Here is a 21,511-nt window from a genome sequence, read left to right as displayed (position 1 = left end):
GCAGCCGGATGGAGTTCCGCCAGTGACGCACGCCCGTGGCCCCCTGTTCATCGCCGCCGTGGCCTCGGCCCTGCTGGTGACGGCCTGCGGTGCGGAGACCACCGGAACACCCACCGCCGCAACGCAGACGACGCCCGAGAGCACGACCGGCACGACGAGCCCCACGAGCTCCTCGAAGCAGGACACCCCGGTCGCGGCGGGCGGCGACGTCACCGCACCCGGCACCAAGCTCAAGGTCGGCGCCCGCGCCGTCCTCCCGATGGCCTCCGGCGACAAGACCGGCACGATCGCCCTCACCCTCACCGCCATCGAGGCGGGCGCCAAGGAGGATCTGGCGAAGTTCGGCGACAAGGCCAAGAACGTCACGCCGTTCTACCTGCGCGTCAAGGTCGAGAACCTGAGCGGCACGGACCTCAGCTACACCTCGGTCTCGTTGCGCGGCCTCGGCACCGACGGCAAGGGCACCGGCGTGATCATCAGCGGCGACACCCCGAAGTGCGACTCCACCAGCGCCCCGAGGACGTTCAAGTCGGCCGGCGAGACCTACGAGACCTGCGTGCTGACCGCGGCGCCGGACGGTTCGGCGGTCACGGGCGGCGAGTACAACCGCGGCGACTACGGCAAGTCGCCGGTGGTCTGGGAGAGCTGAGCCGCGGGGTACGACGAGGGGTCCCCGCGGCTCAGCGGTTCTGCACCAGCCCGTTCATGTGCGCGTACGCCACGGCGTGCACCCGGTCCCGCAGCCCGAGTTTCGCCAGCACGCGGGACACGTGCGTCTTGACCGTCTCGTCCCCGACGTGTAGCCGTGCGGCGATCTCCGCGTTGCTGTGCGCCGCCGCGACGAGCTGGAGCACCTCGCGTTCGCGCGCGGTCAGCAGTGCCAGCTCTGGCGGCGTCGGGGGAGGGGCGAGGCTGACGGCGAACCTCGCGATCAGCCGTTGCGTCACGGACGGGTCGATCAACGCGTCCCCGCGCGCAGCCACCCGCACCGCCGAGATCAGCTCCTCCGGCGGCAGCGACTTCAGCAGGAACCCGCTGGCACCTGCCTTCAGGGCGCGGTAGACGTACTCGTCGGTGTCGTACGTGGTGAGCAGCAGGACCTTCGTGCGGTTGCCGGGATCGGCGAGGATCCGTTCCGTGGCACCGAGTCCGTCGAGCTTCGGCATCCGGATGTCGAGCACCGCGACGTCCGGCCGCAGCCGCGCGACCTCGGCCACCGCCGCGTGGCCGTCCGCGACCTCGGCGACGCACTGCAGGTCGTCCTGGGTGTCGAAGATCGCGCGCATGCCCGAGCGCAGCATCGCGTGGTCGTCGGCGAGCAGCACCGACAGCGTCATGACGCCTCCAGGGGGAACGTGACGACGGTGCGCCAGGTGCGGCCGTCCGCTTCGAGTCCTGACCGGGTGGTGCCGTCGAACATGCCGGCGCGGTTGCGGATCCCGACGAGCCCGCGGCGCACCGAACCCGAGTCGTCGACGGGTCCGACGACGTTCTGCGCGGCGACGGTCAGCGAGTCCGGCCCGTACTCCAGCGTCACGGTCACGCCGGACGCGTCGCCGTGCCGCAGGGCGTTGGTCAGCATCTCCTGGATGATCCGGTAGACCGTGATGTCCAACGACTCCGGCACGTCCCGCCGGTGCCCGCTCACCTCCAGCCGGGCCGGGGTGCCCGCCGCGCGGATGTTGTCGAGCAGCTCGTCGAGGTTGTCCAGGCCCGGTTGCCGCGCACCCTCGGACTTGTCGCCGTGCAACAGGTCCAGGAGGTGCCGCAGGTCGACCATGGCCGCGCGGCTGGACGTCTCGACCGCGCGCAACGACGTCATCAGCTTCGGGTTGCCCTCGGGCGTGCCGAGCCGGGCGGCGCCGGCGTGCAGGTTGATCGCGCTCACGTGGTGGATGATCACGTCGTGCAGGTCGCGGGCTATCGCGCCGCGTTCCTCGGTCACCGCCTTCGTGACCGCCGCCTTCGCGTCCTTCTCCGCCATCGCCGACTGCTTCTCCAGTTCGGCGAGGTAGGCGCGGCGGGCCGTGGTGTAGCGGCCGACGAGCCACGGCAGCAGCGCGCCCTTGCCCGCGACGAGCACGGCGACCAGCAGGCCGTGGCCGTTGATGAACATGGTGGCCATGAGACTCGCGGTGAGCACCCCGAGCGCCGCCCACGCGGGCACGCCACGCAGCCACGCCCCGGCGCGGTAGCCGGCGATCAGCAGGCCGGCGTCGTTGGAGTCGGCGCCGTTGAACCACGTGAGCAGGACGATCACCGGGACGGCGGCCTGCGCCACCGCCACCCACAGGGACAGGCGCGCGGGACCGGCCAGCATCGCGTCCACGGCGAGCGTCATCAGCAGTACAACCACGGTTTGAGGCATCGGTTCGCAGTCGAGCAGCACGAACCCGCCGTCCACGACCATGCACACGGCCGCGACCAGCCACGACTGGTGCTTCAGGGGAAGTTTGACGAGATCCATCGCCCTGAATACTGCCCCATGGGGTCCCTGAGAACCTCCCGCTTCGCAGGGGTCGCGGGTCCCCCGCGCGGGGGACCCGGTTTCAGTCTCGGCAGTGACGCGCGGGGCCGGGCATGATCGATACGTTCGGTCGCGATGAAACGACGTGTTGTGACCATGCTGCTCGTGCTGGGGGCGATCTTCGCGGTCGCGTCCCCCGCACTGGCCGACGGCGCCCAGAACGGTGCCGACGTCCACGTCGCGCAGAGCCTCGGCGACCGCGACCTCACGGTGATCATCCGGCGGGTCGCGGAGGTGCCGGGGCCGGTGCACGTGGACGTCGTGACGCACGCCGGCACCCCGGCCGGCGAGCTGTCTTTGACGTTGCGCTCGGCCGGGGCTCAGTCCAGTGACACCAAGGTGGTTCTCGGTGCCACGCCGGGGTTCTACTCCGGCCGGCTGTACGTGGACCGGCCCGGTCCGTGGGAGCTCGCGGTCGACGAGGCGACGATCCCGTTCGTCGTGCCCGCTCTCGTGCCGTCGCCCTGGGAGAACGCCACCTACGGCGGGTTCATCGCGGCGGGCGTGCTGCTGCTGGCAGCGCTCCTGCTGGCGGTGCTGGGCAAACCCGGGTTCGCGCTCGTGCCCACGGCCGGGATGGTCGCGGCGATCGCGGTGGGGGTGACGGCGGCGCTGCTCTCGCCGAGCATCCCGCCGGTTCCGGCGCCCGGCACGCAGCTGGACCCGACCTACGACACCGTGATGAACCCGTACGAGCGAAACTCCATTGTGGACTTCTCGCGGCCGCCGGTGAACCTGGTGCCGCGGATGGACGGCCGGGACCTGGTGCTGAGCCTGACCGACGGCTCGTCCGGACGGCCGGTCGACGACCTGCTCGTGCACGACAGCGCGTTCGTCCACCTGGTCGTGGTGTCATCGTCCGGGCACCTGCGCCACCTGCACCCGGTCCGCACCGCGCCCGGCGAGTACCGGGCGCGGTTGCAGGACCCCGAACAGGGCGTGCACGCGATCGCCGCGGAGATCGCCCGCCGAGGCGGGGGAGTGCAACTGCTGCGGTCCAGTGTGGACGTTGCCGGAGGTGGCGTGATCGCCGAGCACGACGGGAAAGCCGATACGGCGATGGAGATCCGCGAGGCCGGGCGGCCGAGCACGATCACCGCGAAGTTCGGCGAGCGCGACCTGCAGCCGTGGCTGGGCATGCTCGGCCACATGATCGTCGTCGGCCCGATCACCGACGGCCCCGCGACCGCGCCGATCTGGGCGCACGTGCACTCGATGCTCCCGCCCCGGCCGGGGATGCCCGACCAGCCGGACGAGAGCGTCGCCGCGTACGGGCCGGACGTGCCGTTCACCTACTCGTTTCCGTTGCCGGGCAAGTACCTCGTGTGGATCCAGGTCGAACGCGACTACTCGGTCGTGACCGTGCCCAGGACCGTCGAGGTGCAGGCGGGGAAGGCGGCTGTGAAGTGAAGCGATCAGTCATAGCGGTCGTCGCGGGCGTTCTCGCGGTGGTCGCGGCGGTGGTGGTGCTGTGGCCGCGCACGGTCGAGGCCCAGCCGCACCTCGCCGAGAGCAGCGACCTGCGGTTCGAGCTCACCCCGGACAGCACCAGGTCCGGCAGCAACGCGTTCGACCTGCGCATCACCGATCGTTCCGGCAACGCCGCCGACGGCGACGTCACGGTCGAACCGGCGATGCCGCAGATGGGCCACGCGCTCGCCCCGATCACGGCGGCGGCGCAGGCACCCGGCCGGTACCGGGTCGCGGGCGTCGACCTCACCATGCCGGGCCAATGGGAAATCACCGTGTCACTGCGCGGCGAGCGGGTCGTCATCCCGCTGCTGCTCACCTGAAGGGGGAGGAAGAACCTTGACCACAGCGGACATCACCGCGGCGACTTCGGTGTCATCGTCGCGGACCGTGCCGAGGGGGCTGGTCCCGGCGAGCGTCGTGCTCGGCGGCACCCTGCTCTCGTTGATCGGCCTGACCTGGGACATCCAGTGGCACAGCGACGTCGGTCCGGACACGTTCTTCACCATGCCGCACCTGTTCCTGTACGCGGGCAGCGCGATCTCCGGCCTGGCGAGCCTCGCCGTCGTGCTGCTGACGACCGCGAACGCCCGGCGGGAGAAGGAGATCGACCCGCTGGTCGGCGGCCGCGCGGTCGGCGTCTTCGGCCGCACGTTCTCCGCGCCCGTCGGCTACCTGGTCTCCGGCATCGGCGCCGCGCTGTTCCTGGTCTACGGCCTGTGGGACCAGTGGTGGCACGGCCTGTACGGGTTCGACGCGGTGATCGACTCGCCGCCGCACATCGGCCTGCTGCTGTCGATCTCGATCACCATGGTCGGCGCGGTCATGATCTTCGCGGTCGCCCGTGACCAGGGCTGGGGCGTCTACGGCGTCGCCGGCGCGGCGGGCACGCTGCTCGCGTTCAGCATGGTCACCGTGCTCGGCCTGCGCGCGTTGCCGGGCGGCCCGGTCAACACGGTCAGCGCCGGCAGCGCGTTCTTCTCGGTGATGATCCTGTTCATGGGCGCCTACGTGCTCAACCGGCGCGGCGGCGCGATCGCCGTCGGGGTCGTGGTCGCGGTGCTGCAGGCGGTGTTCTGGTGGTTCTCGCCGTGGGCGACCGAGCTCTACGCCGACGCCACGGGCCTGCCGTTGCGCGACTACGTCGACGGCGTGCCCGGCCTGCCGAACATGATCCCGATGAGCCTGCTGCTCGTCGCGGTCGCCGTGGAACTGCTGCGCGGCCTGCCCGCGTGGATCGTGGGCGTGGTCGGCGGCGTGATCATCACGGCGCTCTCGCCGGTGCAGCGGATGATCACCTACGGCGCCGGGTTCCCCGCCGCCGAGCGCTACATCGCCACCGTCGTCGCGGGCGCGGTGTTCGGCGCGCTGGCCGGGATGCTCGGCAGGCGGTTCGGCCACATGCTCCGTCACCTCGCACCAGCAAAGGACAACAGCCATGCGTAAGACCCTGCTGGCACTCGCGGGCACGGCCGCGCTGCTGTTCGGGCTCGCCAGTCCTGCGCTGGCGTTCGAACCCGTCAACGTCGTGCACACGGAGAAGGTGCAGGCCGGACCGTACGACCTGACGATCGGCTTCAGCACGTGGCCGGTGAAGGCCATGCAGTCGCTGGACTTCACCTTCGCGCCGGAGAACGGGATCGACGGCAAGAAGGGCACGCTCACCCTGTACCGGGAGGGCAAGGAGGCCGACGACAGCCCGCTCGCGCGGCACCCCCGCAAGCGCGAGGTGTGGGGGCTCGACATCTTCGCGCTGCCCGAGCAGGGCACCTGGTCGATGAAGTTCGACGTCGACGGCCCCGCCGGACCCGGCAGCGGCGAGCTGAGGAACCTCCAGGTGATGGAACAGCCCGGCCCGCCGATGGGCCTGTCCTGGGCGATCAGCACGATCCCGCTCTTCGGCCTGATCGCGTTGATCGTGATCGCGTGGCGCCGGACGCGGACCGTGGTGGACTGACCCGGTGCGGACTTCACCCGGCCACCTGACCGGGTGAAGTTCTGCCCGAATGGCTGTACGAGCTGGATTTCCGGAGTCGAGGTTCGGTAGCCAGTTCGCCGTGCGTTTGCCTCACGCGGTTTGGATTGGCGGGCTCCTGGTGCCCGCGTTGCTCGCCGCCACCGGCGTGTTCGTCTACGGCGGTGGCATCGAGCGGGACCTGCACGCCGAAGTGCGTGCGGCGCTCGGCAAGGCCGGCTACCACGGCGTCGTCGCCGTCGAGGGCCGGTCCGTCGTGGTCAGCGAGGTGTCGCCGCGCTCGGTCGACGCCGTGCGGGCCGTGGTGTCCGACGTGTCCGGCGTCGGCAGCGCGGACGTGCGGCAGGCCGAGCCGGAACAGCTCCTCGTGGCCGTGCGCGGCGGCGAGATCCTGGTGTCCGGCGCCGTCGCCGACGACACCGAGCGCCGCGCCCTCATCGAAGCCGTCCAGTCGGACGGCCACCACGTCACCGCCGCGTTGCGGCTGGGCGGCACCCTGCCGATCCCACCGGCCGTGATCGGCAGGGTCGTCACCGCCGCCCTGTCCGCCAAGGTGTCCGACGTGACCACCACCGTCCACAACGGACAGGTCGTGGTCGCCGCCCGCGTACCGGACGAGGAGCGCGCCTCGGCGGTGCGTGACGCCGTCAAGCAGGCGGCCAACGGCCTGCAGGTCACCGACCGCATCGAGGTGGGCCCGTCCACCACCGCCGGCGACCTGAACGTCGAGGCGTTGCACGACTCGATCTCGCGCCTGGTCAACGGCAACGGCGCCATCCGCTTCGTGCAGGGCACCACCGCCTACGAGGGCCACGGCACCGTGCTCATCCAACGCGTGGGCCGCATGCTGCTGGTAGCACCCCGCGCCTCCATCACCCTGGTGGCCCACGGCACCGACCCGGTCATGGCCAGGACGCGCGGCGAGATGGTCCGCGACGTCCTGGTGGGCCAGGGAGTGTCCCCCGCGCTGATCGCCATCGAGACCCGTCCAGCCCCCGGCGGCGAGTACGACCCCGCCACCCGCCAGGTCGACGTCGCAGTCCGTTAGGAGAGTCCTGTGCTCTGGTTGTTCTCGCAGATGTTCCTGCTGTGCCTCGCGTCCTTCGCCGTGGGCGTGCTGGTGACGTGGCTGTCGGTGCGCAACCGCCTGCAGCCCGAGCGCCCGAAGACCCGCCTCGCCCTGCCGGCCCCGCGCCCGGCCGCCGAGCAGGTGGTGATCGCCGAACAGCCCGTCGCCCCGAAGCACCCCGCGCCGGAACCGTTGCCGGTCAAGGGCAACTCGAAGACGATGGTCTACCACACGCCCGATTCGCCCTACTACCGGCGGATGAAGGGCGACATGGCGTTCGGCTCGGAGGCCGAGGCCGTGTCGGCGGGCTATCGCATGTGGACGACCAAGGGCCGCATCAAGGCCTGACCGCCAACGGGCGGTGGTGCGGTGCTATCTGGGCGAGCATCGGCGCGTGCACGGTGAGGCGGTCGAGGAAGTCCGGCCAGGACCGGTCCGCCGACCACGCCGACTCGGCCAGTGCGCAGAGGCGTGGGAACGCCAGGTACTCGGCGTGTTCCGGGGTGCGCACGAACTCGGTCCACAGCTGGCCCTGCGTGCCGAGCACCCTCGCCGCGCACTCGGCGTCCCACTCGGGCGGCACCGGTTCGTTGCGGTAGACGTCCTCCAGCGACACGACGGCGGCCGGTTGGCCGGGCGGTTCGTCGCCGTCGCTCTGCGGGTGGTCGAGGTAGGTGCTGCGGAACGGGGCCATCACCAGGTGGTGGCCGCGGCGGGCGGCTTCGAGGCCGTGCTTCGGGTCCCGCCAGATCATCACAGCGGCGGCTGGCGGGAGGCCGTGCGGGTTCTCGCCGTCGTCCCAGCAGATCGGGTGACGGCCGTGCGACACCAGGAACTCGCTGATCCGGCCGAGGAACCAGCCGTGCAGCGCGGTGGCGTCCGGCAGGCCCTCCGATATGACGCGGCCGGCGGCCGGCTCGCTGGTCAGCCACTCGACGGCCGGGCATTCGTCGCCGCCGATGTGGACGTGCGGGGACGGGAAGACCTCCATCACCTCGGTGAGCACGTCGTGCAGGAAGCTGAAGGTGTTGTCCTGCACGCCGAACAGCGCTTCGGAGACGCCCCAGCCCGTCCACACCGGTAGCGGGCGCGACGGGAAGTTGCCCAGGTCCGGGTAGGCGGCGAGGGCCGCTCGGGCGTGGCCGGGCATCTCGATCTCGGGGACGACGGTGACGCCCAGCGAGGCGGCGTGGGCGACCAGGGAACGCAGTTCGGACTTGGTGTAGGCGCCGCCGTGCGGGGTGTTGTCGTAGGTGGTGCTGCCGGCCGGGCCGATCATGCTCTCGGTGCGCCACGCGCCGGTCGAGGTCAGGGCGGGGTAGCGGTCGATCGGCATCCGCCAGCCCTGGTCGTCGGTGAGGTGCAGGTGCAGGACGTTGAACTTGTACAGGGCGATCTGGTCCACCAGGCGGTGCAGGTAGGACACCGGCTGGAAGTGGCGGGCCACGTCGAGCATCACGCCGCGCCAGGCGAAGCGGGGTTCGTCGCGGATCTCCACCAACGGCACGTCGGGGCCGTGGGACATCAGTTGGCGCAACGATTGGACGGCGTGCAAGAGGCCTGCGACCGAGCCACGAAGGCGGATGCCGGACTCGGTCACGGAGAGCGTGTAGGCCTCGCCCGAGCCGGACGCCTCCAGCACGACGTCCCCGTCCGGGGACAACGGCAGGGTCACGGAGGACTGGAGGAGCTGGGCCGCGGCCAGAGCGTCACCGGTCGCCGCGATCGCGGACGGGCGGTAGGTGCCGGGGGAGCGGACGAGGTGCAGCGGCTTGGGGATGATCATGCGATGGCCTTCGCGGTGGCGGCGAGCAGGTGGATCGGGCGCAGGAGGTCGTCGTGGCTGACGGGCGCGGTGCCGGTGGAGGCCATGGTCAGGAACGCCTCCAGGCCCGGCACGAAGTAGTGCTCGTCGAGTTCCAGCACCTGAGTGGCGGAGTCGGCGGAGACGGTGAACGGGGCGTCGCCGAGCAGGAGGTTGATCTCGACCTCCGTCGTGCTCACCTCGGCCGTCACGACGATCCGGTCGGCCGACCGGGTCACGTCGCACGAGGACACGTGACCAGGCGCCAGTCGCAGAGCCACGTCCACCGGGTGGATGCCGTAGAAGAAGATGCCGCCGTACGGGCTGGCTGGATCGACCGGGCCGGACGCCACCACGCGTCGGAACGGGCCCGCGGCCGCGAGTGCGTCGACGGCGGGTAGCCAGCGCAGGGCGGAGAACGACGTCAGCGGGGCTTTCCCGGCTTGCGCCTTGGCGATGATCGCGGAGGCGTCCTCGACGGTGCAGGCCAGGGGTTTGTCGACGAACACCGGCAGGCCCTCGCGCAGGAACGGGACGGTGTGCGCGCGGTGCAGATCGCCGTGGCGGTCGGCCACGACCACCGCATCGACCAGGCCCAGCAGGTCCTCCGGCCGGTCCACCAGGCTCAGACCCGGGGATCCCTTGGCCTGCAACGCCCTGTTGCGCGGCGTGTCCCCGCCGCTGAGCGCCACCACGCGGGACGGCCCGGCCGCGAGGTGGTCGACGATGTGGTCCACGTGGCTGTTCTCGGTGCCGATGATGCCGATGCGCACTAGAGGTCTCCGTTCAGCGCGACGGGGGTGCCGGTTCGGGCGGACTCGTAGACGGCCAGCACGACGGCGAGGGCTCGACGGGCGTCCGCGGTCGTCACCAGCGGAGGGCGGCCTTCTTGGACGGCCTCCAAGAAGTCGGTGTACTGGGCCAGGTGGGCGACGTCGAGCGCGTCGCCCTCGCCGATCACCACGCTGGCGCGGTCGCCGTGCACCGCGACGCGGACGGGGTGGCCGGGATTGGCGGCGGTGGTCGCGGTGATCGTGCCCAGGGCGCCGCTCGCGAACGTCACCACGGCGGCGACGGTGTCCTCGACCTCGATCCGGTCGTGCGCCAGGCAGGCGGCGCGGGCCAGCACCTCGACGGGCTCGCCCATCAGCCACAGCAACAGGTCCACGGCGTGGATGCCCTGGTTCATCAACGCCCCGCCGCCGTCCAGCGCCCACGTGCCGCGCCACGGCTTGGCGTCGTAGTACGACTGGGGCCGCCAGAACGTCGACTCGGCGATCCCCGACGTGACCAGGCCCAGTTCGCCGGCGGCCACGCGCCGTTGTGCCGCAACGGCCTCCGGCTGGAACCGGCGCTGGCTGACCACGGCGGCGGTGCGGCCGGACGCGCGTTCCGCGGCGATGATCCGGTCCGCCGCCGGCAGGGTGATGTCGATCGGCTTCTCGATGACGACGTGCTTGCCCGCCTGCAACGCGCGCACGGCGGCGTCGGCGTGGGCACCGCTCGGCAGGCAGACGCTCACCGCGTCGACCAGGTCGAACGCCTCGGTCAGCGACGTCAGCGGGGTGCCGCCGAACGCGGACGTGATGCGGCGCGCCCGCTCCAGGTCGTTGTCCACGACCGCGGTCAGCGAGGCCGACGCGGCGATGAGGCCGGCGTGCACCTCCCCGATCACCCCGGCTCCCACCAGCGCGAACCTCAGGCCGCCCATCGGTGCACCACCCCCGAGTTGTCCGCGCTGTCCTGGGCCAGCAGGGCGATCCGGGTCGCCAGCAGGCTCGCCGCCGTGCTGATCGGCGGCTCCACGCCCGCCACGAACGCGTCCAGCGCGGCGGCGGCTGGGCGCTCGCCGCCGGGCAGCGCGACGCTCCACAACGGACGGTCGTGCGTCTCGGCCACGAGTTCCTCCCGCGACCACAAGAGGTCCGCGGTCCCGCTGGTGCCGGTCAGCCGCATGCGGTAGTCGCCGTGCCACGGAGCCGAGGCGGGCGTCAGCCAGCTGACCTCGATCGTCGCCGCCACGTCGCCGGCGCGCAGCAGCACGGCGCCGTGCCACCGGCCACCGACCGCGCTGACCGTGCCCTCCAGAGCGCCGGACAGCCACAGCACCAGGTCGATGTCGTGCACCGCGAGGTCGCCGATCACGCCGCCGTAGGTGCCGGGGTCGAGGAACCACGACGGCCGGCTGTCGCGGTTCAGCTTGTGCGGCGCCGAGGCCGCCACCAGCGTCAACGCACCGAGTGTCCCCTCGGCGAGCAGCGAGCGCGCGGCCAGCGTCCCGGGGTGGCCGCGCTTCTCCAGCAGCAACGAGACGGACCGTCCCGTCTCGTCCTGAGCACGGGCGATATCGTCCAAAGAGGACAGCTTGGTGCACAGGGGTTTGTCGGCCAGCACGTGAGCACCGGCGCGCAAGGAGTCGGCCACAACTGCGCCGCGCTCGGAGTAGATGCCCGCCACCGCAACGACATCAGGCCGTTCGGCGGCGAGCAGCGACAGGTGGTCGCGGTAGGCGGGAACGCCCAGCGAGCGGGCCAGTGACGGATCAGGGTCGCTGACGCCGACGAGCTGGACGTCGGTGCGGAGGGCGAGTTCGTCGAGGACGTAGGAGACGTGCGGATGCGCTGCCCCGGCCACTGCGAGCCGGAGAACGGGAGCGGGCATGCAGTCCATTGAAATGCGCGGCCGATTGCCGAGTCAACGGTATGAATCCGCGCTCGAAGGAATGAATCCTCACGCACGGCAAGCCTCGGACCTGGGGGAATGAGCGCACGGTAGTCATTCTTCAGCTGTTCGTGTGACCTGCGAAGAATCATTGACGTGCAGGAGGTCACACATAATGATGTGCCGAACCAGGGCAAGACACGCCATATTCATTCCCTTTTCGGGGAAGGAATCTCCGAAAGCAGGTGCCGCCATGAGCGAGACCGGCGACTGGATCGCCGCGCTGCTGAAACAGCCCGGGGCCGACGTCCCGGACCTGGAACCGGTGACGACGGACGAGGCCGCGAGGCGGCTCGAGGTGCTCGGCGTCCCGGACGTCGACCGTCCCGGCGTGCTGGCGACGCTGCCGAGTCCACACCGGACACCCGAGCTGTGGGAGGCGCTGCTGCGCTGCCACCAGGTCCTGTACGCGCCGAACCCGATCCCGAACCACCGGATCCGCTGGAAGAACGCTCCGGCCGAGCTCGGCGAGGCGGGCAGGTACTTCTACGTCCACCTCTTCCTGCTCGCGCTGCCGTCGCTGCTCACCCTGCACCGCGGGCTGGACATCCCGTACGACGTCACCGAGGCGACCGTGCGGGACCTCGGCGCCAAGGTCGTCAGCTACCGCAAGTACTACGACACCGGCGGTTTCGACCGGCAGGGCTGGCTGGTCCGGCACTTCCGCGGCACGCTCTTCCGCCTCGGCAAGCTCCAGTTCGACCGCGCCGTCCTCACCGTCGACGAGTACGAGGGCGAGTCCGAGACCGGGCCGAAGGACGGCACGCCCGTCCTGGAGGTGCACATCCCCGGCGACGGGCCGATGACACCGGAAGCGTGCGACGAGTCGTTCCGCAGAGCCAGGCCGTTCTTCGCCGCCCACTTCCCGGACGAGCGGTACGAGCACGGCACCTGCCGCTCGTGGCTGCTCGACCCGCAGCTCGCCGGCCACCTGCCCGAGACCTCGAACATCGTCCGGTTCCAACGCCGCTGGACGACGTTCGGCCCGGCCCCGGACTGCGACAGCGACGTCCTGGAGTTCGTCTACCACCTCCCACCCGGCACCGGAGACCTCGCAAAGCTCCCCACCGAGACCACCCTGCAGCGCGCCATCGTCAGCCACCTCCAGTCGGGCGGCCACTGGCGCCAGGGCTGCGGCTGGCTCGCGCTTCCCTGACCCCACGACAAGAAACGGACCCGTCATGTCCTCCACCGAGTTCTCGCGGCGCACCATGCTCAGAGCGGCCGCCGTGCTGGGCCTGTCCGCACCCGCGCTGGCCGCGTGCGTCACCGCCGGCGGCAACGGCGGCCAGACGCAGAGCACCGGCGACAAGAGCGCCACGAACCCGTTCGGCGTCAAGGCGGACGCCCCGCTGGAGGTCGTCGTCTTCAAGGGCGCCTACGGGGACGACTACGTGCTCGCCGCGGAAGGCGTCTACAAGAAGCAGTTCGGCGCCGCCGTCATCGACCACAAGGGCATCCAGAAGGTCGGCGACACGCTGCGGCCGAGGTTCGTCGCGGGCAACCCGCCGGACGTCGTCAACAACACCGGCGCGGGCCGCCTCGACATCGCCGCGCTCAACCAGTCCGGGCAGCTGGAGAACCTCGACAAGCTGCTCGACGCGCCGTCGTGGGACGACCCGGACGTCAAGCTGCGCGACACGTTGCTGCCCGGCGTGGTCGAGGACGGGATCTACGACGGGGCGTTCGTGCGCTTCAACTACGCCTACACCGCCTGGGGCCTCTGGTACTCGAAGCCGCTGTTCGAGAAGAACGGCTGGATGTGGCCGCAGACCTGGCAGGAGATGCTCGACCTCTGCGAGGACATCAAGAAGACCGGCGTCGCACCCTGGACCTACCAGGGCAAGTTCCCCGAGTACATGACCGACCCGTTGCTGGTCATGGCGGTCCGGGGCGGTGGCATGGACCTGCTGAAGTCCATCGACAACCTCCAGCCCAACGCCTGGCGGCACGAGTCGGTGAAGGCCGCCGCGGAGGCGATCACCGAGCTGTCCGCCAAGGGGTACGTCATGCAGGGCTCGGAGGCGTTGTCCCACACCGAGGCGCAGGCCGCGTGGTGCCAGGGCAAGGCCGCGATCATCCCGAGCGGCTCCTGGCTCGAGGCCGAGCAGAAGTCCGTGACGCCCGCCGGGTTCGACATGGTGATGGGCTCGGTCCCGTCGCTGGGCGACAGCAAGCTCAAGACGAACGCCATCCACGCGGCCAGCAGCGAGGCGTACCTCGTGCCGAGCCAGGGCAAGAACGTCGCGGGCGGCCTGGAGTTCCTGCGGATGTTGTTCTCCCGCAACGCCATGAAGGACTTCGCGAAGTCCGTCGGCACGCTGCCGGCGGTCAAGGGCGCCACCGACGGCCTCACCATGTCACCGGCGCTCAGCTCGGTCGCGGAGGCGGTGAAGAAGGCCGGCGACGACACCATCAACTACCGGCACCGCATCTGGTACCCGACGCTGACCAAGGCCGTGGACGACGCGGTCGCCGAGCTGGTGACGCGCCGGATCACCCCGTCCGAGTGGGTCGACCGCGTGCAGAAGGCCGCCGACGACCTCGCGAAGGACACCAGCATCAAGAAGTACGAGCGCAAGTGAGCGTGCTGACCAGGCCGGCGGAGCGGGCAGCGGCGCCCGCTCCGCCCAGGCCGTCGCGGCGCCGCAAGCTCAACCGCGGGTACGGGTTCGTCATCGGCGCCCTCGCACCCGCGTTGATCCTCCACGTCGTCTTCGTCGTCTCCCCGTACGCGCAGGCGTTCTACCTGTCGCTGACGGACTGGAACGGCGTCGCGGGCAAGGCGAACTTCGTCGGGTTCGACAACTTCACCCGGCTCGCTGGCGACTCGCTCTTCCTCGACGCGATCAAGAACAACCTGCTGCTGTTGCTGCTGATGCCCGCGGCGACGATCGGCATCGGCCTGTTCCTCGCCACGATGATCCAGCGCGGCGGCAGGAACGGCCGCACCGGCGTGCGGGGGTCGCGGTTCTACGAGATCGTGTTCTTCTTCCCGCAGATGCTGTCGGTGGCGATCGTGGCCGTGCTGTGGGGTTTCGCGTACAACCCGAACAACGGCCTGATCAACGGCGTGCTGCGCGCGATCGGCCTCGACGGGCTGGCGCGGAGCTGGCTCGCCGAACCCTCGCTCGCGCTGTTCGCCGTGATGGCGGTGATGATCTGGTCCGGCGTCGGCTTCTACATGGTGCTGTTCAGCGCCGCGATCGACGGAATCCCGAAGGAGATCTTCGAGGCCGCGCTGATCGACGGGTCGTCGGGCTGGACCACGTTTCGGCGGATCACGCTGCCGTTGCTGCGGGACAACGTCCAGGTGGCGTTCGTCTACCTCGGCATGGTCGCGCTGGACGCGTTCGCGCTGGTCCAGATCATGACGGTCGGACCGGGTGGGCCGGACGGGTCGACCGAGGTGATGGGCCTGTCGCTGTACCGGACGGCCTTCGAGTACGGCAGGTTCGGCTACGCCTCGGCGATGGGCGTCGCGTTGTTCTTCGGCACGCTCGTGTTCGCGCTGGTGGCGTTGCGCGGCAACAAGAACCGGACGGAGCTGGCATGAAACGGTTCCCGCTGCACATCGCTTTGGGCTTCTGGGCGGTCGTCACGGCTTTTCCCTTGCTGTGGGCGGTGACGAGCTCGGTCAAGTCCGATGCCGAGATCCTGTCGAGCCCGTGGACGGTGCCGTCCGAGATCCGCTGGGACAACTTCGGGCGTGCCTGGAACGAGGCGTCGATCGGGCAGTACTTCCTGAACTCGGTGATCGTCGTCGGCGGGGCGTTGTTCCTGACGATGCTGTTCGGCGGCATCGCGGCGTACGCGCTGGCCCGCTATCGCTTCCCGGGCAACAGGTTCGTCTACTACCTGTTCGTGACGTCCCAGTTCTTCCCGACGTTCCTGGCCCTCGTGCCGTTGTTCTTCACGGTCGAGCAGATGGGTCTGCTGGGCACCAAACTCGGGCTGATCCTCGTGTACGCGACGTTCGCGACGCCGTTCACGATCTTCTTCCTGCACGCGTTCTTCCGCACGCTGCCGTCCGCGATCGCCGAGGCGGCGTTCATCGACGGCTGCACGCACTGGGGCGTGTTCTTCCGGGTGATGCTGCCGATGGCGCGGCCGGGCCTGGTGTCCGTCGCGATCTTCAACTTCCTCGGCCTGTGGAACCAGTACCTGCTGCCGCTGGTGCTCAACCCGGACCCGGAGAACTACGTGCTGGCGCAGGGACTCGCGGCTTTGTCGACGTCGCAGGGATACCAGAGCGACTGGAGCGGCCTGTTCGCCGGGCTCACCATCGCGATGCTGCCGGTGCTGCTCGCGTACGTGTGCTTCCAGCGCTACATCCAGGCCGGTGCCACGGCCGGGGCGGTCAAGTGAGTGAGGTCGGTCGCGGGCACCGTTCCGCCGGCATCGAGTAGCCGGCGGAACTGCTCGACCCCGTTCAGCAGCCCTGCTGGAGTGGCCGCGCGCAGCATCACCGCGTTCGGGCTCACCAGCAGGGCGTAGCCGTCCTCGCCGAGGCCGCGCATGGCCGGTTCGTGCGTGACCATGACGATGCCGTCCGGCGAGTTGCCGAGCACGATCCCGGTGGTCTCGCGGACGTGCGCGCGCAGGAGGCGGGCGGCCTCCTGCGCGTTGCCGATGGCCCGGATGCTCATGCCGTCGCGCAGCAGGAACTCTCCGGTGCGGCGGCGGGGTTCCTTGCCGTGCCTGCGGATCGCCATGTCAGTGCAGCTCGGGGTAGGCGGTCTGGACTCGGATGATCTCCTCGGCCTGGCCGGGGGAGAGCGTCTCGTCCGGATCGAGGCACCAGATGCCCTTCAGGACTCCGTCGCGCCTGAGCACCTCGTGGACGCCGGCGATCACGCCCTTGAAGCCGTTGCGGACGTCGAAGAGCGCCGCGTTGGCGTCGATGCACATCGCGTTCAGCGCTTCCAGGCGGGAGCGTGCCTCGGTGTCGCCGGCCACCGCGGCGTGGGCGTCGCCGAGGATCTGGACGGCCGAGCGGGTCCAGACCGCCCAGTGGCCGAGGAGGCCACCGACGAACCTGCGGACGCCGCCGTTGACGTGGAACGGGGTGAGCAGGTCGCTGATGATGTTGTCGTCGTTGCCGGTGTAGAGGGTGACCTCGTGGCCCCGGTCGGAGTCCGCCACGCCTTGGACGAGCTCCAAGGTGCGGTAGCGGTCGAAGGGTGCCGCCTTGACCGCGACTGTCGAGGGTTGGTCGGCGAGGCGGCGCCAGTAGGAGCGGGGGAGGTAGCGGCCGCCGACGGCTTCCTGGAGGTAGAAGCCGATGGTGGGCAGGACCTCGCCGACGGCGGCGCTGCGGTCGAGGAGGTCGTCGGTGGTGAGGTGGGGGAGACCGCCGGGGGAGACAAGGACGGCGTCGTAGCCGAGTTCGCGAGCGATCTCGGCTTCCTTCACGGCCTGATCGGTGGGGCCGGCCACCCCGGCCACGCGGACGAAGGGGCTGAGTGGAACCGAATCCTCGGTGCCGAGTCCAGCCTGGGCGGCGATCTCCTCCGCCGCCAGTTCCAGCACCGGGCGGTAGAGCCCGTGCTCGCGGATCTCGAACTGCGTCGTGTGCACCCCGACCGCGAGCCCGCCCGCCCCCGCCTCCAGGTAGTAGCGGGTCAGCGCCCGCTGCCGGTCCTCGTCCAGCGTGCGCCGTTCGTCCAGCGCGAGCGGGTGCGCCGGGATCACCGTGCCGCGGCGCAGCAGTGCGGCTGTCTCGAAGTCCATCAGAACCGTCCGTCCCGTCGTTCGAACTTGGTCGGCTTGGCCCACAACGCCCCGCCGTCGCGCAGCCAGGCGGCCTGCAGGTCGATCAGCTGCCCGAGCGTGCGGTCGGGGTAGCCGAACAGCTCGTGGCACGTCGTCGCGTCGCTGAGCAGCGAGGTCTCCGGCAGGTAGCCGGTGAACGAGGCCTCGACGCCGAGCCGTGCGGCCAGCCGGACGGCGATCGAGCGCACGGAGGCGGTCTCCGGGCCGGTCAGGTTGAGCACGAACGGCGCGTCCGAGGTGTGCGCGATGCTGCGCAGCACGACCTCGTTGGCGTAGCGCTGCCATACGACGTTCACCGCGCCGGTGGTCAGGTCGATCGGCTTGCCGTCGAGCAACCGCCGCGCCAGGTCGGCGAGCACGCCGTAGCGGGGTTCGCAGGCGTAGTTGAGCCTGATCAACGCCACGGGCGTGCCACGCGTGCGGGCCGCGTGGGTGAAGACCTGCTCACGGCCGTGGCACGTGATCGCGTAGTCGCCGTCGGGGCGGGGTTCGTCGGTCTCGACGCTGCCGCCGGTGACGGGCGTGGTCATGCCGTAGACGTTGCCGGTGGACAGCGCGACGATCCGCGCCTTCGGGTAGCGCTCGGCCACGTACGCGGGCAGCACGGTGTTCGTCATCCACGCCTGCGAGGGCTCACCGGCCGTGCCGAACTTGGCGCCCACCAGGAAGATCACCGTGTCGGCGTCCGGCAACGCCGACACCGCGGCCGGATCGGACAGGTCGGCCGTGACCACCGAGACGCCCTGGGCCTCGACGCGCCGGCGACCGTCCTCGTCGGACCAGCGCGAGACGGCGTGGACGACACCCGACCCCGCGCGCCTGGCCATGCCGGCGATGCCGGAGCCCGTCTTGCCGCCCGCGCCGAGCACGACGACGTCACCCCAGCCGCCCGCCTCCGCGAGCAGCGCGGGAGACGGCCTGCTGAGTTCTTCTTCGAGGTCTGCCTCATTCATGAGGGCGCACTCCCAGCATGGGACGAATTCATTCTCTGAAAGGAATGAATTTTTGGCCTGATGTGGTCTGTGCACACAAAATCACAGGTCACCTCTTGCGGCAAGGAGCATCATCAGTCATTCTTCCCGGCATGACATCAGCTGAATCGGAGGATTCATTCCTTCATTCCTCCGCTCGCCCGAAATGGCAGTGGGCGGCTGACCGTCTGCGCAAGGACATCGCCGACGGGGTGTGGGGACCCGGCGACCAGCTGCCGGTCGAACGCGAGCTCGCCACGACGTTGAACGTCAGCATCAACACCATCCGGCGGGCCGTCGGCCAGCTCGTGCACGAGCACATCGTGCTGCGCAGGCAGGGTGCGGGCACCTTCGTCCGGTCAGAGTCGGCGCCGATCATGACCGGACGGCCGCTCGTCGGCGTGCTGGTGCCGTCGACCACCTACTACTACCCGCGCGTGATCGACGGGCTGCAGCGCGTGCTGAGAGGTGCCGGCGTCGGGGTCGTGCTGGTGTGCTCGAAGTACGACCTGGACGTCGAACGCGACGAGCTGCGCACGATGCTCGAAACCGGCGTGCAGGGCCTGCTCCTGGTGCCGAGCCTGCACCTGATGGACGACCCTCAGTCCTACGTGGACGGACTGCGCGCCCTGCCCGTCCCGTACGTGCTCGCCGAACGACGCCCGCCGTCACCGGAACCGGACGATCCCACGACGTTCGTCGGCACCGACCACGCGGGCGGGGTGTGCAAGGCGGTCCGGCACCTCCAAGAGCTGGGGCACCAGCGGATCGGGTTCCTCGGCCGGGTCAGCACCGGCACGTCCGAGCAGGTCGCGGCCGGGTTCGAGCAGGCCGTCGAGCTGCTGGAGGTCGACGCCGCCGCCACCTCGTGCCGCCTGCTCTGGCAGGCCCAGGACATCTCCGCCTACGCCCGGCGCTGCGTCGAGTCCGGTGTCACGGCGGTGTTCTGCCACGGCGACCGCGACGCCGCCGCGTTGATCGTCGCCGCCCGCAGGCTCGGCCTGTCGGTGCCAGGCGACCTCGCCGTGGTGGCCTACGACGACGAGGTGGCCGAGGTCGGCGACGTGCCGCTGACCGCCGTCTCGCCGCCCAAGACCGAAGTGGGCGCGCTCGCGGCCCAGCTCCTGCTCCACCGCATCGACGGTGGCCGCACCGTTCCGTCCCAACAGGTGCTGATCCAGCCGCGGCTCGTCGTCAGGGCGTCCTGCGGTTCGGCGGTGCTTCACGAGAAAGCGGGAACATGACGTCATTCCGGATCGGACTCCTGGGTGCCGGCGCCGTCGGCGCGCATCACGTCCGTGCGGCGGCCGGTGCTCACGGGTACGCGATCGCGGCGATCTGCGACGTGCGGCGCGAGGCGGCCGAGGCGCTCGCGGCACCGGGCGTCGAGGTGTACGACGACTACCGGGCGATGATCACCGAGGGGAACCTCGACGCCGTCATCATCACGACGCCGCACGCGTTGCACGCCCAGCAGGTCGTGGAGGCCGCCGAGGCCGGGCTGCACGTGCTGGTGGAGAAGCCGATGGCGACCACCGTCGAGGACTGCTCGCGGATGATCGAGGTCTGCCGGGACGCGGGCGTGCTGCTCGCGGTCGCGCACGTCATCCACTTCGACCCGGTGGCGCGGGAGGCCCGCGCGCTGATCGCGTCCGGGGAGTTCGGCGCGCCGCTGCTGATCGCGCACCGCCGTTCCGCGCACTACGAACCGAACTCGCGCCCCGCCTGGTTCTTCGACCCCGTGCTCGCCGGCGGCGGGATCGTGCTGAACGTCGGCACGCACGGCCTCGACCGCATCCAGTGGTTCGGCGGCGGCACGGTGCGGCGGGTCAGCAGCGTGGTGCGCGGCAGGGACGGCATCGACGTGGAGACCGACTCGCTGGCGTTGATCGAACTGGCCAACGGCGTCACCGCGAGCGTAGTGCTGACCAGCCGTGGAACGCCGTACTACGACGAGACCGACGTCGTGATGCCGGAGGTGACGTTGCGGGTGAGCGCGAGCGACGGCCTGTTGTTGTTGCGGGACGGGAACATCACGACCCTGGTCGGCGCGAGCCCGGGACACCTGCGCGACGCCTTCCGCAGCCAGCTCGACGGCTTCGTCTCGGCCGCACGGGGCGAGGACGGGGAGTACGTCGACGGCGCGTACGGGCGGTCAGTGGTGTCGGCGGCGCTCGCCGTCTACCAGGCGGCCGATCGCGGCAACCCCGTCGACGTGCCCCGCCCCGCGGTGCGCCCGTGACCAGCCGCCGCGGTCTGCCCGCCGCCGGACCGGCGGCGGGCAGACCGCCCAGCTCAGATCGGGTTCGTGTTCACGCGCAGGTCGTCGTACCAGATGTAGCCGGTCCTGGTCGGCGCGAACGTCGCGTCCCCGCCGCCGGCGAACGACGACAGGTAGGCGCGGTCGATCAGGTCACCGTTGCGGACGAACTTGATGCCGGTGATCAACGCGGCCGAGCGGCCGTTGAACCACACCTGGATCTCGCCGTCCGGGTTGGCGTTGCCGTTGGTGACGGTGTTGACCTTGACCCGTTGCACGATCTCGACCCACTGGCCCGGCGGGTAGTAGACCGGTTTGCCGTCGAGGGAGAGGTCGCGGTAGTCGCCGTACTGACCGGCGTGGTCCATGCTGTAGTAGTAGATCGCCGCTTTGCCGCCGCTGCGCCAGATGAACCGCGACGTGAAGCCGTTGTAGCCGTCGCACGGGATGCCGCCCGAGCACGAGGCGCCCGCGCCGAGCCCCACGCCCACCTTGCCGGCGAAGTTCGTGTTGCCCCAGCTGAAGTCCGGGCTGAACCGGACCCACTGCGCCACGTAGTACTGCCGCGCCCGCGGGATCGCGAACGGGGCCTGGGCGCCGGACGTCTCCGGGCCGAACTTGCCGGCCGGGTAGGTCACCCGCAGCGACTTGCTGCCGCTGCGCTTCACGCTGGAGTCGACGTACGTGCGGGTGTCGAGGCCCTGGTGCCAGGGCGCGTTCCAGCCGTCGGCCGCCCATTTGGACAGGGTGTACGAAGATCCGGCCGCAGGGGTTTCGAAGTAGTTGTTCAGGGCCGCCGCCATCGCGCTCGGTGCGGCAATGGTCGACGCGATTATCGCTGCACTGCTCGAAAGCGCGAGCAACGTCATTGTTCGCATGCACTTCCTCCACTTGTTCGAGGGTTCGGGCAGTATCGCCACGTCAGGCGCGGTGAGTCAA

At 70.4% G+C, this 21,511-nt stretch carries 23 protein-coding genes; 13 read left to right on the top strand and 10 right to left on the bottom strand.

Features of this window, described 5'->3' with window-relative positions:
• The first annotated feature begins 22 nt into the window (after window positions 1-22).
• A complete protein-coding gene (locus ACQEU1_RS06875; RefSeq protein ID WP_433197409.1) occupies window positions 23-649 on the top strand; it encodes a hypothetical protein in 627 nt (208 codons plus the stop codon).
• Window positions 650-680: 31 nt separating this feature from the next.
• Here the strand turns inward: ACQEU1_RS06875 and ACQEU1_RS06870 are convergent, their stop codons facing one another.
• Window positions 681-1,337, bottom strand: coding sequence for a response regulator (locus tag ACQEU1_RS06870; RefSeq protein ID WP_433197407.1), 657 nt, complete (start codon window positions 1,335-1,337; stop codon window positions 681-683).
• Window positions 1,334-2,467: a sensor histidine kinase gene (locus tag ACQEU1_RS06865; protein ID WP_433197404.1), complete on the bottom strand. Its 1,134-nt coding sequence runs from the start codon at window positions 2,465-2,467 to the stop codon at window positions 1,334-1,336. Before ACQEU1_RS06865 ends, ACQEU1_RS06870 begins: the two co-directional genes overlap by 4 nt.
• A 135-nt stretch (window positions 2,468-2,602) precedes the next feature.
• Here ACQEU1_RS06865 and ACQEU1_RS06860 point away from each other — a divergent pair, with 135 nt between their 5' ends.
• The 6 genes from ACQEU1_RS06860 (at window position 2,603) to ACQEU1_RS06835 (ending at window position 7,389) form a co-directional block, all read left to right on the top strand.
• A complete protein-coding gene (locus tag ACQEU1_RS06860) occupies window positions 2,603-3,937 on the top strand; it encodes a hypothetical protein (RefSeq protein WP_433197401.1) in 1,335 nt (444 codons plus the stop codon).
• Window positions 3,934-4,320: a FixH family protein gene (locus tag ACQEU1_RS06855; RefSeq protein ID WP_433197399.1), complete on the top strand. Its 387-nt coding sequence runs from the start codon at window positions 3,934-3,936 to the stop codon at window positions 4,318-4,320. The genes ACQEU1_RS06860 and ACQEU1_RS06855 overlap by 4 nt, the downstream gene beginning before the upstream one ends.
• Before the next feature lie 16 nt (window positions 4,321-4,336).
• On the top strand, window positions 4,337-5,443 hold the full coding sequence (locus ACQEU1_RS06850) for a hypothetical protein (RefSeq protein WP_433197396.1): 1,107 nt from the start codon (window positions 4,337-4,339) through the stop codon (window positions 5,441-5,443).
• Complete coding sequence (locus tag ACQEU1_RS06845; protein WP_433197394.1) at window positions 5,436-5,954, top strand: hypothetical protein; 519 nt, start codon at window positions 5,436-5,438, stop codon at window positions 5,952-5,954. The genes ACQEU1_RS06850 and ACQEU1_RS06845 overlap by 8 nt, the downstream gene beginning before the upstream one ends.
• A gap of 139 nt (window positions 5,955-6,093) precedes the next feature.
• Window positions 6,094-7,020: a hypothetical protein gene (locus tag ACQEU1_RS06840; protein ID WP_433197391.1), complete on the top strand. Its 927-nt coding sequence runs from the start codon at window positions 6,094-6,096 to the stop codon at window positions 7,018-7,020.
• A gap of 9 nt (window positions 7,021-7,029) precedes the next feature.
• Window positions 7,030-7,389 carry a sunset domain-containing protein gene (locus ACQEU1_RS06835; protein WP_433197388.1) on the top strand — a complete coding sequence of 120 codons (360 nt, stop codon included), beginning with the start codon at window positions 7,030-7,032 and terminating at the stop codon, window positions 7,387-7,389.
• Here the strand turns inward: ACQEU1_RS06835 and ACQEU1_RS06830 are convergent.
• Genes ACQEU1_RS06830 through ACQEU1_RS06815 form a run of 4 tightly spaced genes read right to left on the bottom strand, consistent with a single transcriptional unit; the run spans window position 7,379 to window position 11,506 of the window.
• Entirely contained in the window at window positions 7,379-8,827 is a 1,449-nt protein-coding gene (locus ACQEU1_RS06830) for a beta-N-acetylhexosaminidase (protein WP_433197386.1), read from the bottom strand. The genes ACQEU1_RS06835 and ACQEU1_RS06830 overlap by 11 nt on opposite strands.
• Window positions 8,824-9,618, bottom strand: coding sequence for a Gfo/Idh/MocA family protein (locus ACQEU1_RS06825; protein ID WP_433197384.1), 795 nt, complete (start codon window positions 9,616-9,618; stop codon window positions 8,824-8,826). The genes ACQEU1_RS06830 and ACQEU1_RS06825 overlap by 4 nt, the downstream gene beginning before the upstream one ends.
• The gene (locus ACQEU1_RS06820; protein WP_433197382.1) at window positions 9,618-10,556 is read right to left on the bottom strand and encodes a Gfo/Idh/MocA family protein; all 939 of its coding nucleotides are present in this window, start codon (window positions 10,554-10,556) and stop codon (window positions 9,618-9,620) included. The genes ACQEU1_RS06825 and ACQEU1_RS06820 overlap by 1 nt, the downstream gene beginning before the upstream one ends.
• Window positions 10,544-11,506, bottom strand: a complete 963-nt coding sequence (locus tag ACQEU1_RS06815; protein ID WP_433197380.1) for a Gfo/Idh/MocA family protein — start codon at window positions 11,504-11,506, stop codon at window positions 10,544-10,546. The genes ACQEU1_RS06820 and ACQEU1_RS06815 overlap by 13 nt, the downstream gene beginning before the upstream one ends.
• A 253-nt stretch (window positions 11,507-11,759) precedes the next feature.
• Here ACQEU1_RS06815 and ACQEU1_RS06810 point away from each other — a divergent pair, with 253 nt between their 5' ends.
• Genes ACQEU1_RS06810 through ACQEU1_RS06795 form a run of 4 tightly spaced genes read left to right on the top strand, consistent with a single transcriptional unit; the run spans window position 11,760 to window position 15,934 of the window.
• Entirely contained in the window at window positions 11,760-12,722 is a 963-nt protein-coding gene (locus ACQEU1_RS06810; protein WP_433197378.1) for an acyltransferase domain-containing protein, read from the top strand.
• Window positions 12,723-12,747: 25 nt separating this feature from the next.
• Window positions 12,748-14,151 (top strand): N-acetylglucosamine/diacetylchitobiose ABC transporter substrate-binding protein, encoded by a 1,404-nt coding sequence (gene ngcE, locus ACQEU1_RS06805; protein WP_433197375.1) that lies wholly within the window; start codon window positions 12,748-12,750, stop codon window positions 14,149-14,151.
• On the top strand, window positions 14,148-15,122 hold the full coding sequence (locus ACQEU1_RS06800; protein WP_433197373.1) for a carbohydrate ABC transporter permease: 975 nt from the start codon (window positions 14,148-14,150) through the stop codon (window positions 15,120-15,122). The genes ngcE and ACQEU1_RS06800 overlap by 4 nt, the downstream gene beginning before the upstream one ends.
• Window positions 15,119-15,934 carry a carbohydrate ABC transporter permease gene (locus tag ACQEU1_RS06795; RefSeq protein ID WP_433197371.1) on the top strand — a complete coding sequence of 272 codons (816 nt, stop codon included), beginning with the start codon at window positions 15,119-15,121 and terminating at the stop codon, window positions 15,932-15,934. Before ACQEU1_RS06800 ends, ACQEU1_RS06795 begins: the two co-directional genes overlap by 4 nt.
• On the opposite strand, the gene ACQEU1_RS06790 is transcribed toward ACQEU1_RS06795, so the two are convergent.
• From ACQEU1_RS06790 to ACQEU1_RS06780, 3 genes are read right to left on the bottom strand one after another with little or no spacing between them, the layout of a single operon-like run.
• A complete protein-coding gene (locus ACQEU1_RS06790) occupies window positions 15,895-16,281 on the bottom strand; it encodes a glycoside hydrolase family 20 zincin-like fold domain-containing protein (protein WP_433197369.1) in 387 nt (128 codons plus the stop codon). The two genes, ACQEU1_RS06795 and ACQEU1_RS06790, sit on opposite strands and share 40 nt — an antisense overlap.
• A gap of 1 nt (window position 16,282) precedes the next feature.
• Complete coding sequence (locus ACQEU1_RS06785; protein WP_433197367.1) at window positions 16,283-17,299, bottom strand: dihydrodipicolinate synthase family protein; 1,017 nt, start codon at window positions 17,297-17,299, stop codon at window positions 16,283-16,285.
• Entirely contained in the window at window positions 17,299-18,294 is a 996-nt protein-coding gene (locus ACQEU1_RS06780) for an NAD-dependent epimerase/dehydratase family protein (protein WP_433197365.1), read from the bottom strand. Before ACQEU1_RS06780 ends, ACQEU1_RS06785 begins: the two co-directional genes overlap by 1 nt.
• Window positions 18,295-18,425: 131 nt before the next feature.
• On the opposite strand from ACQEU1_RS06780, the gene ACQEU1_RS06775 reads away from it, so the two are divergent.
• Both ACQEU1_RS06775 and ACQEU1_RS06770 read left to right on the top strand, forming a co-directional pair.
• Complete coding sequence (locus ACQEU1_RS06775; protein ID WP_433197363.1) at window positions 18,426-19,556, top strand: GntR family transcriptional regulator; 1,131 nt, start codon at window positions 18,426-18,428, stop codon at window positions 19,554-19,556.
• Window positions 19,553-20,554 (top strand): Gfo/Idh/MocA family protein, encoded by a 1,002-nt coding sequence (locus tag ACQEU1_RS06770; RefSeq protein ID WP_433197361.1) that lies wholly within the window; start codon window positions 19,553-19,555, stop codon window positions 20,552-20,554. Before ACQEU1_RS06775 ends, ACQEU1_RS06770 begins: the two co-directional genes overlap by 4 nt.
• Before the next feature lie 53 nt (window positions 20,555-20,607).
• On the opposite strand, the gene ACQEU1_RS06765 is transcribed toward ACQEU1_RS06770, so the two are convergent.
• Window positions 20,608-21,450, bottom strand: coding sequence for a polysaccharide lyase (locus tag ACQEU1_RS06765; protein WP_433197359.1), 843 nt, complete (start codon window positions 21,448-21,450; stop codon window positions 20,608-20,610).
• Window positions 21,451-21,511 lie beyond the last annotated feature (61 nt).

It is taken from the genome of Lentzea sp. CA-135723, from assembly GCF_050936595.1.
Classification (GTDB): domain Bacteria; phylum Actinomycetota; class Actinomycetes; order Mycobacteriales; family Pseudonocardiaceae; genus Lentzea.
This window is presented reverse-complemented; position numbering and strand designations above follow the sequence as displayed.

Excerpts from the sequence above, each read along its gene's own strand:
- ACQEU1_RS06870 (WP_433197407.1), bottom strand. The coding sequence starts at position 1,337 with ATGACGCTGTCGGTGCTGCTCGCCGACGACCACGCGATGCTGCGCTCG.
- ACQEU1_RS06865 (WP_433197404.1), bottom strand. The coding sequence starts at position 2,467 with ATGGATCTCGTCAAACTTCCCCTGAAGCACCAGTCGTGGCTGGTCGCG.
- ACQEU1_RS06860 (WP_433197401.1), top strand. The coding sequence starts at position 2,603 with ATGAAACGACGTGTTGTGACCATGCTGCTCGTGCTGGGGGCGATCTTC.
- ACQEU1_RS06845 (WP_433197394.1), top strand. The coding sequence starts at position 5,436 with ATGCGTAAGACCCTGCTGGCACTCGCGGGCACGGCCGCGCTGCTGTTC.
- ACQEU1_RS06830 (WP_433197386.1), bottom strand. The coding sequence starts at position 8,827 with ATGATCATCCCCAAGCCGCTGCACCTCGTCCGCTCCCCCGGCACCTAC.
- ACQEU1_RS06820 (WP_433197382.1), bottom strand. The coding sequence starts at position 10,556 with ATGGGCGGCCTGAGGTTCGCGCTGGTGGGAGCCGGGGTGATCGGGGAG.
- ACQEU1_RS06815 (WP_433197380.1), bottom strand. The coding sequence starts at position 11,506 with ATGCCCGCTCCCGTTCTCCGGCTCGCAGTGGCCGGGGCAGCGCATCCG.
- ACQEU1_RS06810 (WP_433197378.1), top strand. The coding sequence starts at position 11,760 with ATGAGCGAGACCGGCGACTGGATCGCCGCGCTGCTGAAACAGCCCGGG.
- ngcE (WP_433197375.1), top strand. The coding sequence starts at position 12,748 with ATGTCCTCCACCGAGTTCTCGCGGCGCACCATGCTCAGAGCGGCCGCC.
- ACQEU1_RS06795 (WP_433197371.1), top strand. The coding sequence starts at position 15,119 with ATGAAACGGTTCCCGCTGCACATCGCTTTGGGCTTCTGGGCGGTCGTC.
- ACQEU1_RS06790 (WP_433197369.1), bottom strand. The coding sequence starts at position 16,281 with ATGGCGATCCGCAGGCACGGCAAGGAACCCCGCCGCCGCACCGGAGAG.
- ACQEU1_RS06785 (WP_433197367.1), bottom strand. The coding sequence starts at position 17,299 with ATGGACTTCGAGACAGCCGCACTGCTGCGCCGCGGCACGGTGATCCCG.
- ACQEU1_RS06780 (WP_433197365.1), bottom strand. The coding sequence starts at position 18,294 with ATGAATGAGGCAGACCTCGAAGAAGAACTCAGCAGGCCGTCTCCCGCG.
- ACQEU1_RS06775 (WP_433197363.1), top strand. The coding sequence starts at position 18,426 with ATGACATCAGCTGAATCGGAGGATTCATTCCTTCATTCCTCCGCTCGC.
- ACQEU1_RS06770 (WP_433197361.1), top strand. The coding sequence starts at position 19,553 with ATGACGTCATTCCGGATCGGACTCCTGGGTGCCGGCGCCGTCGGCGCG.
- ACQEU1_RS06765 (WP_433197359.1), bottom strand. The coding sequence starts at position 21,450 with ATGCGAACAATGACGTTGCTCGCGCTTTCGAGCAGTGCAGCGATAATC.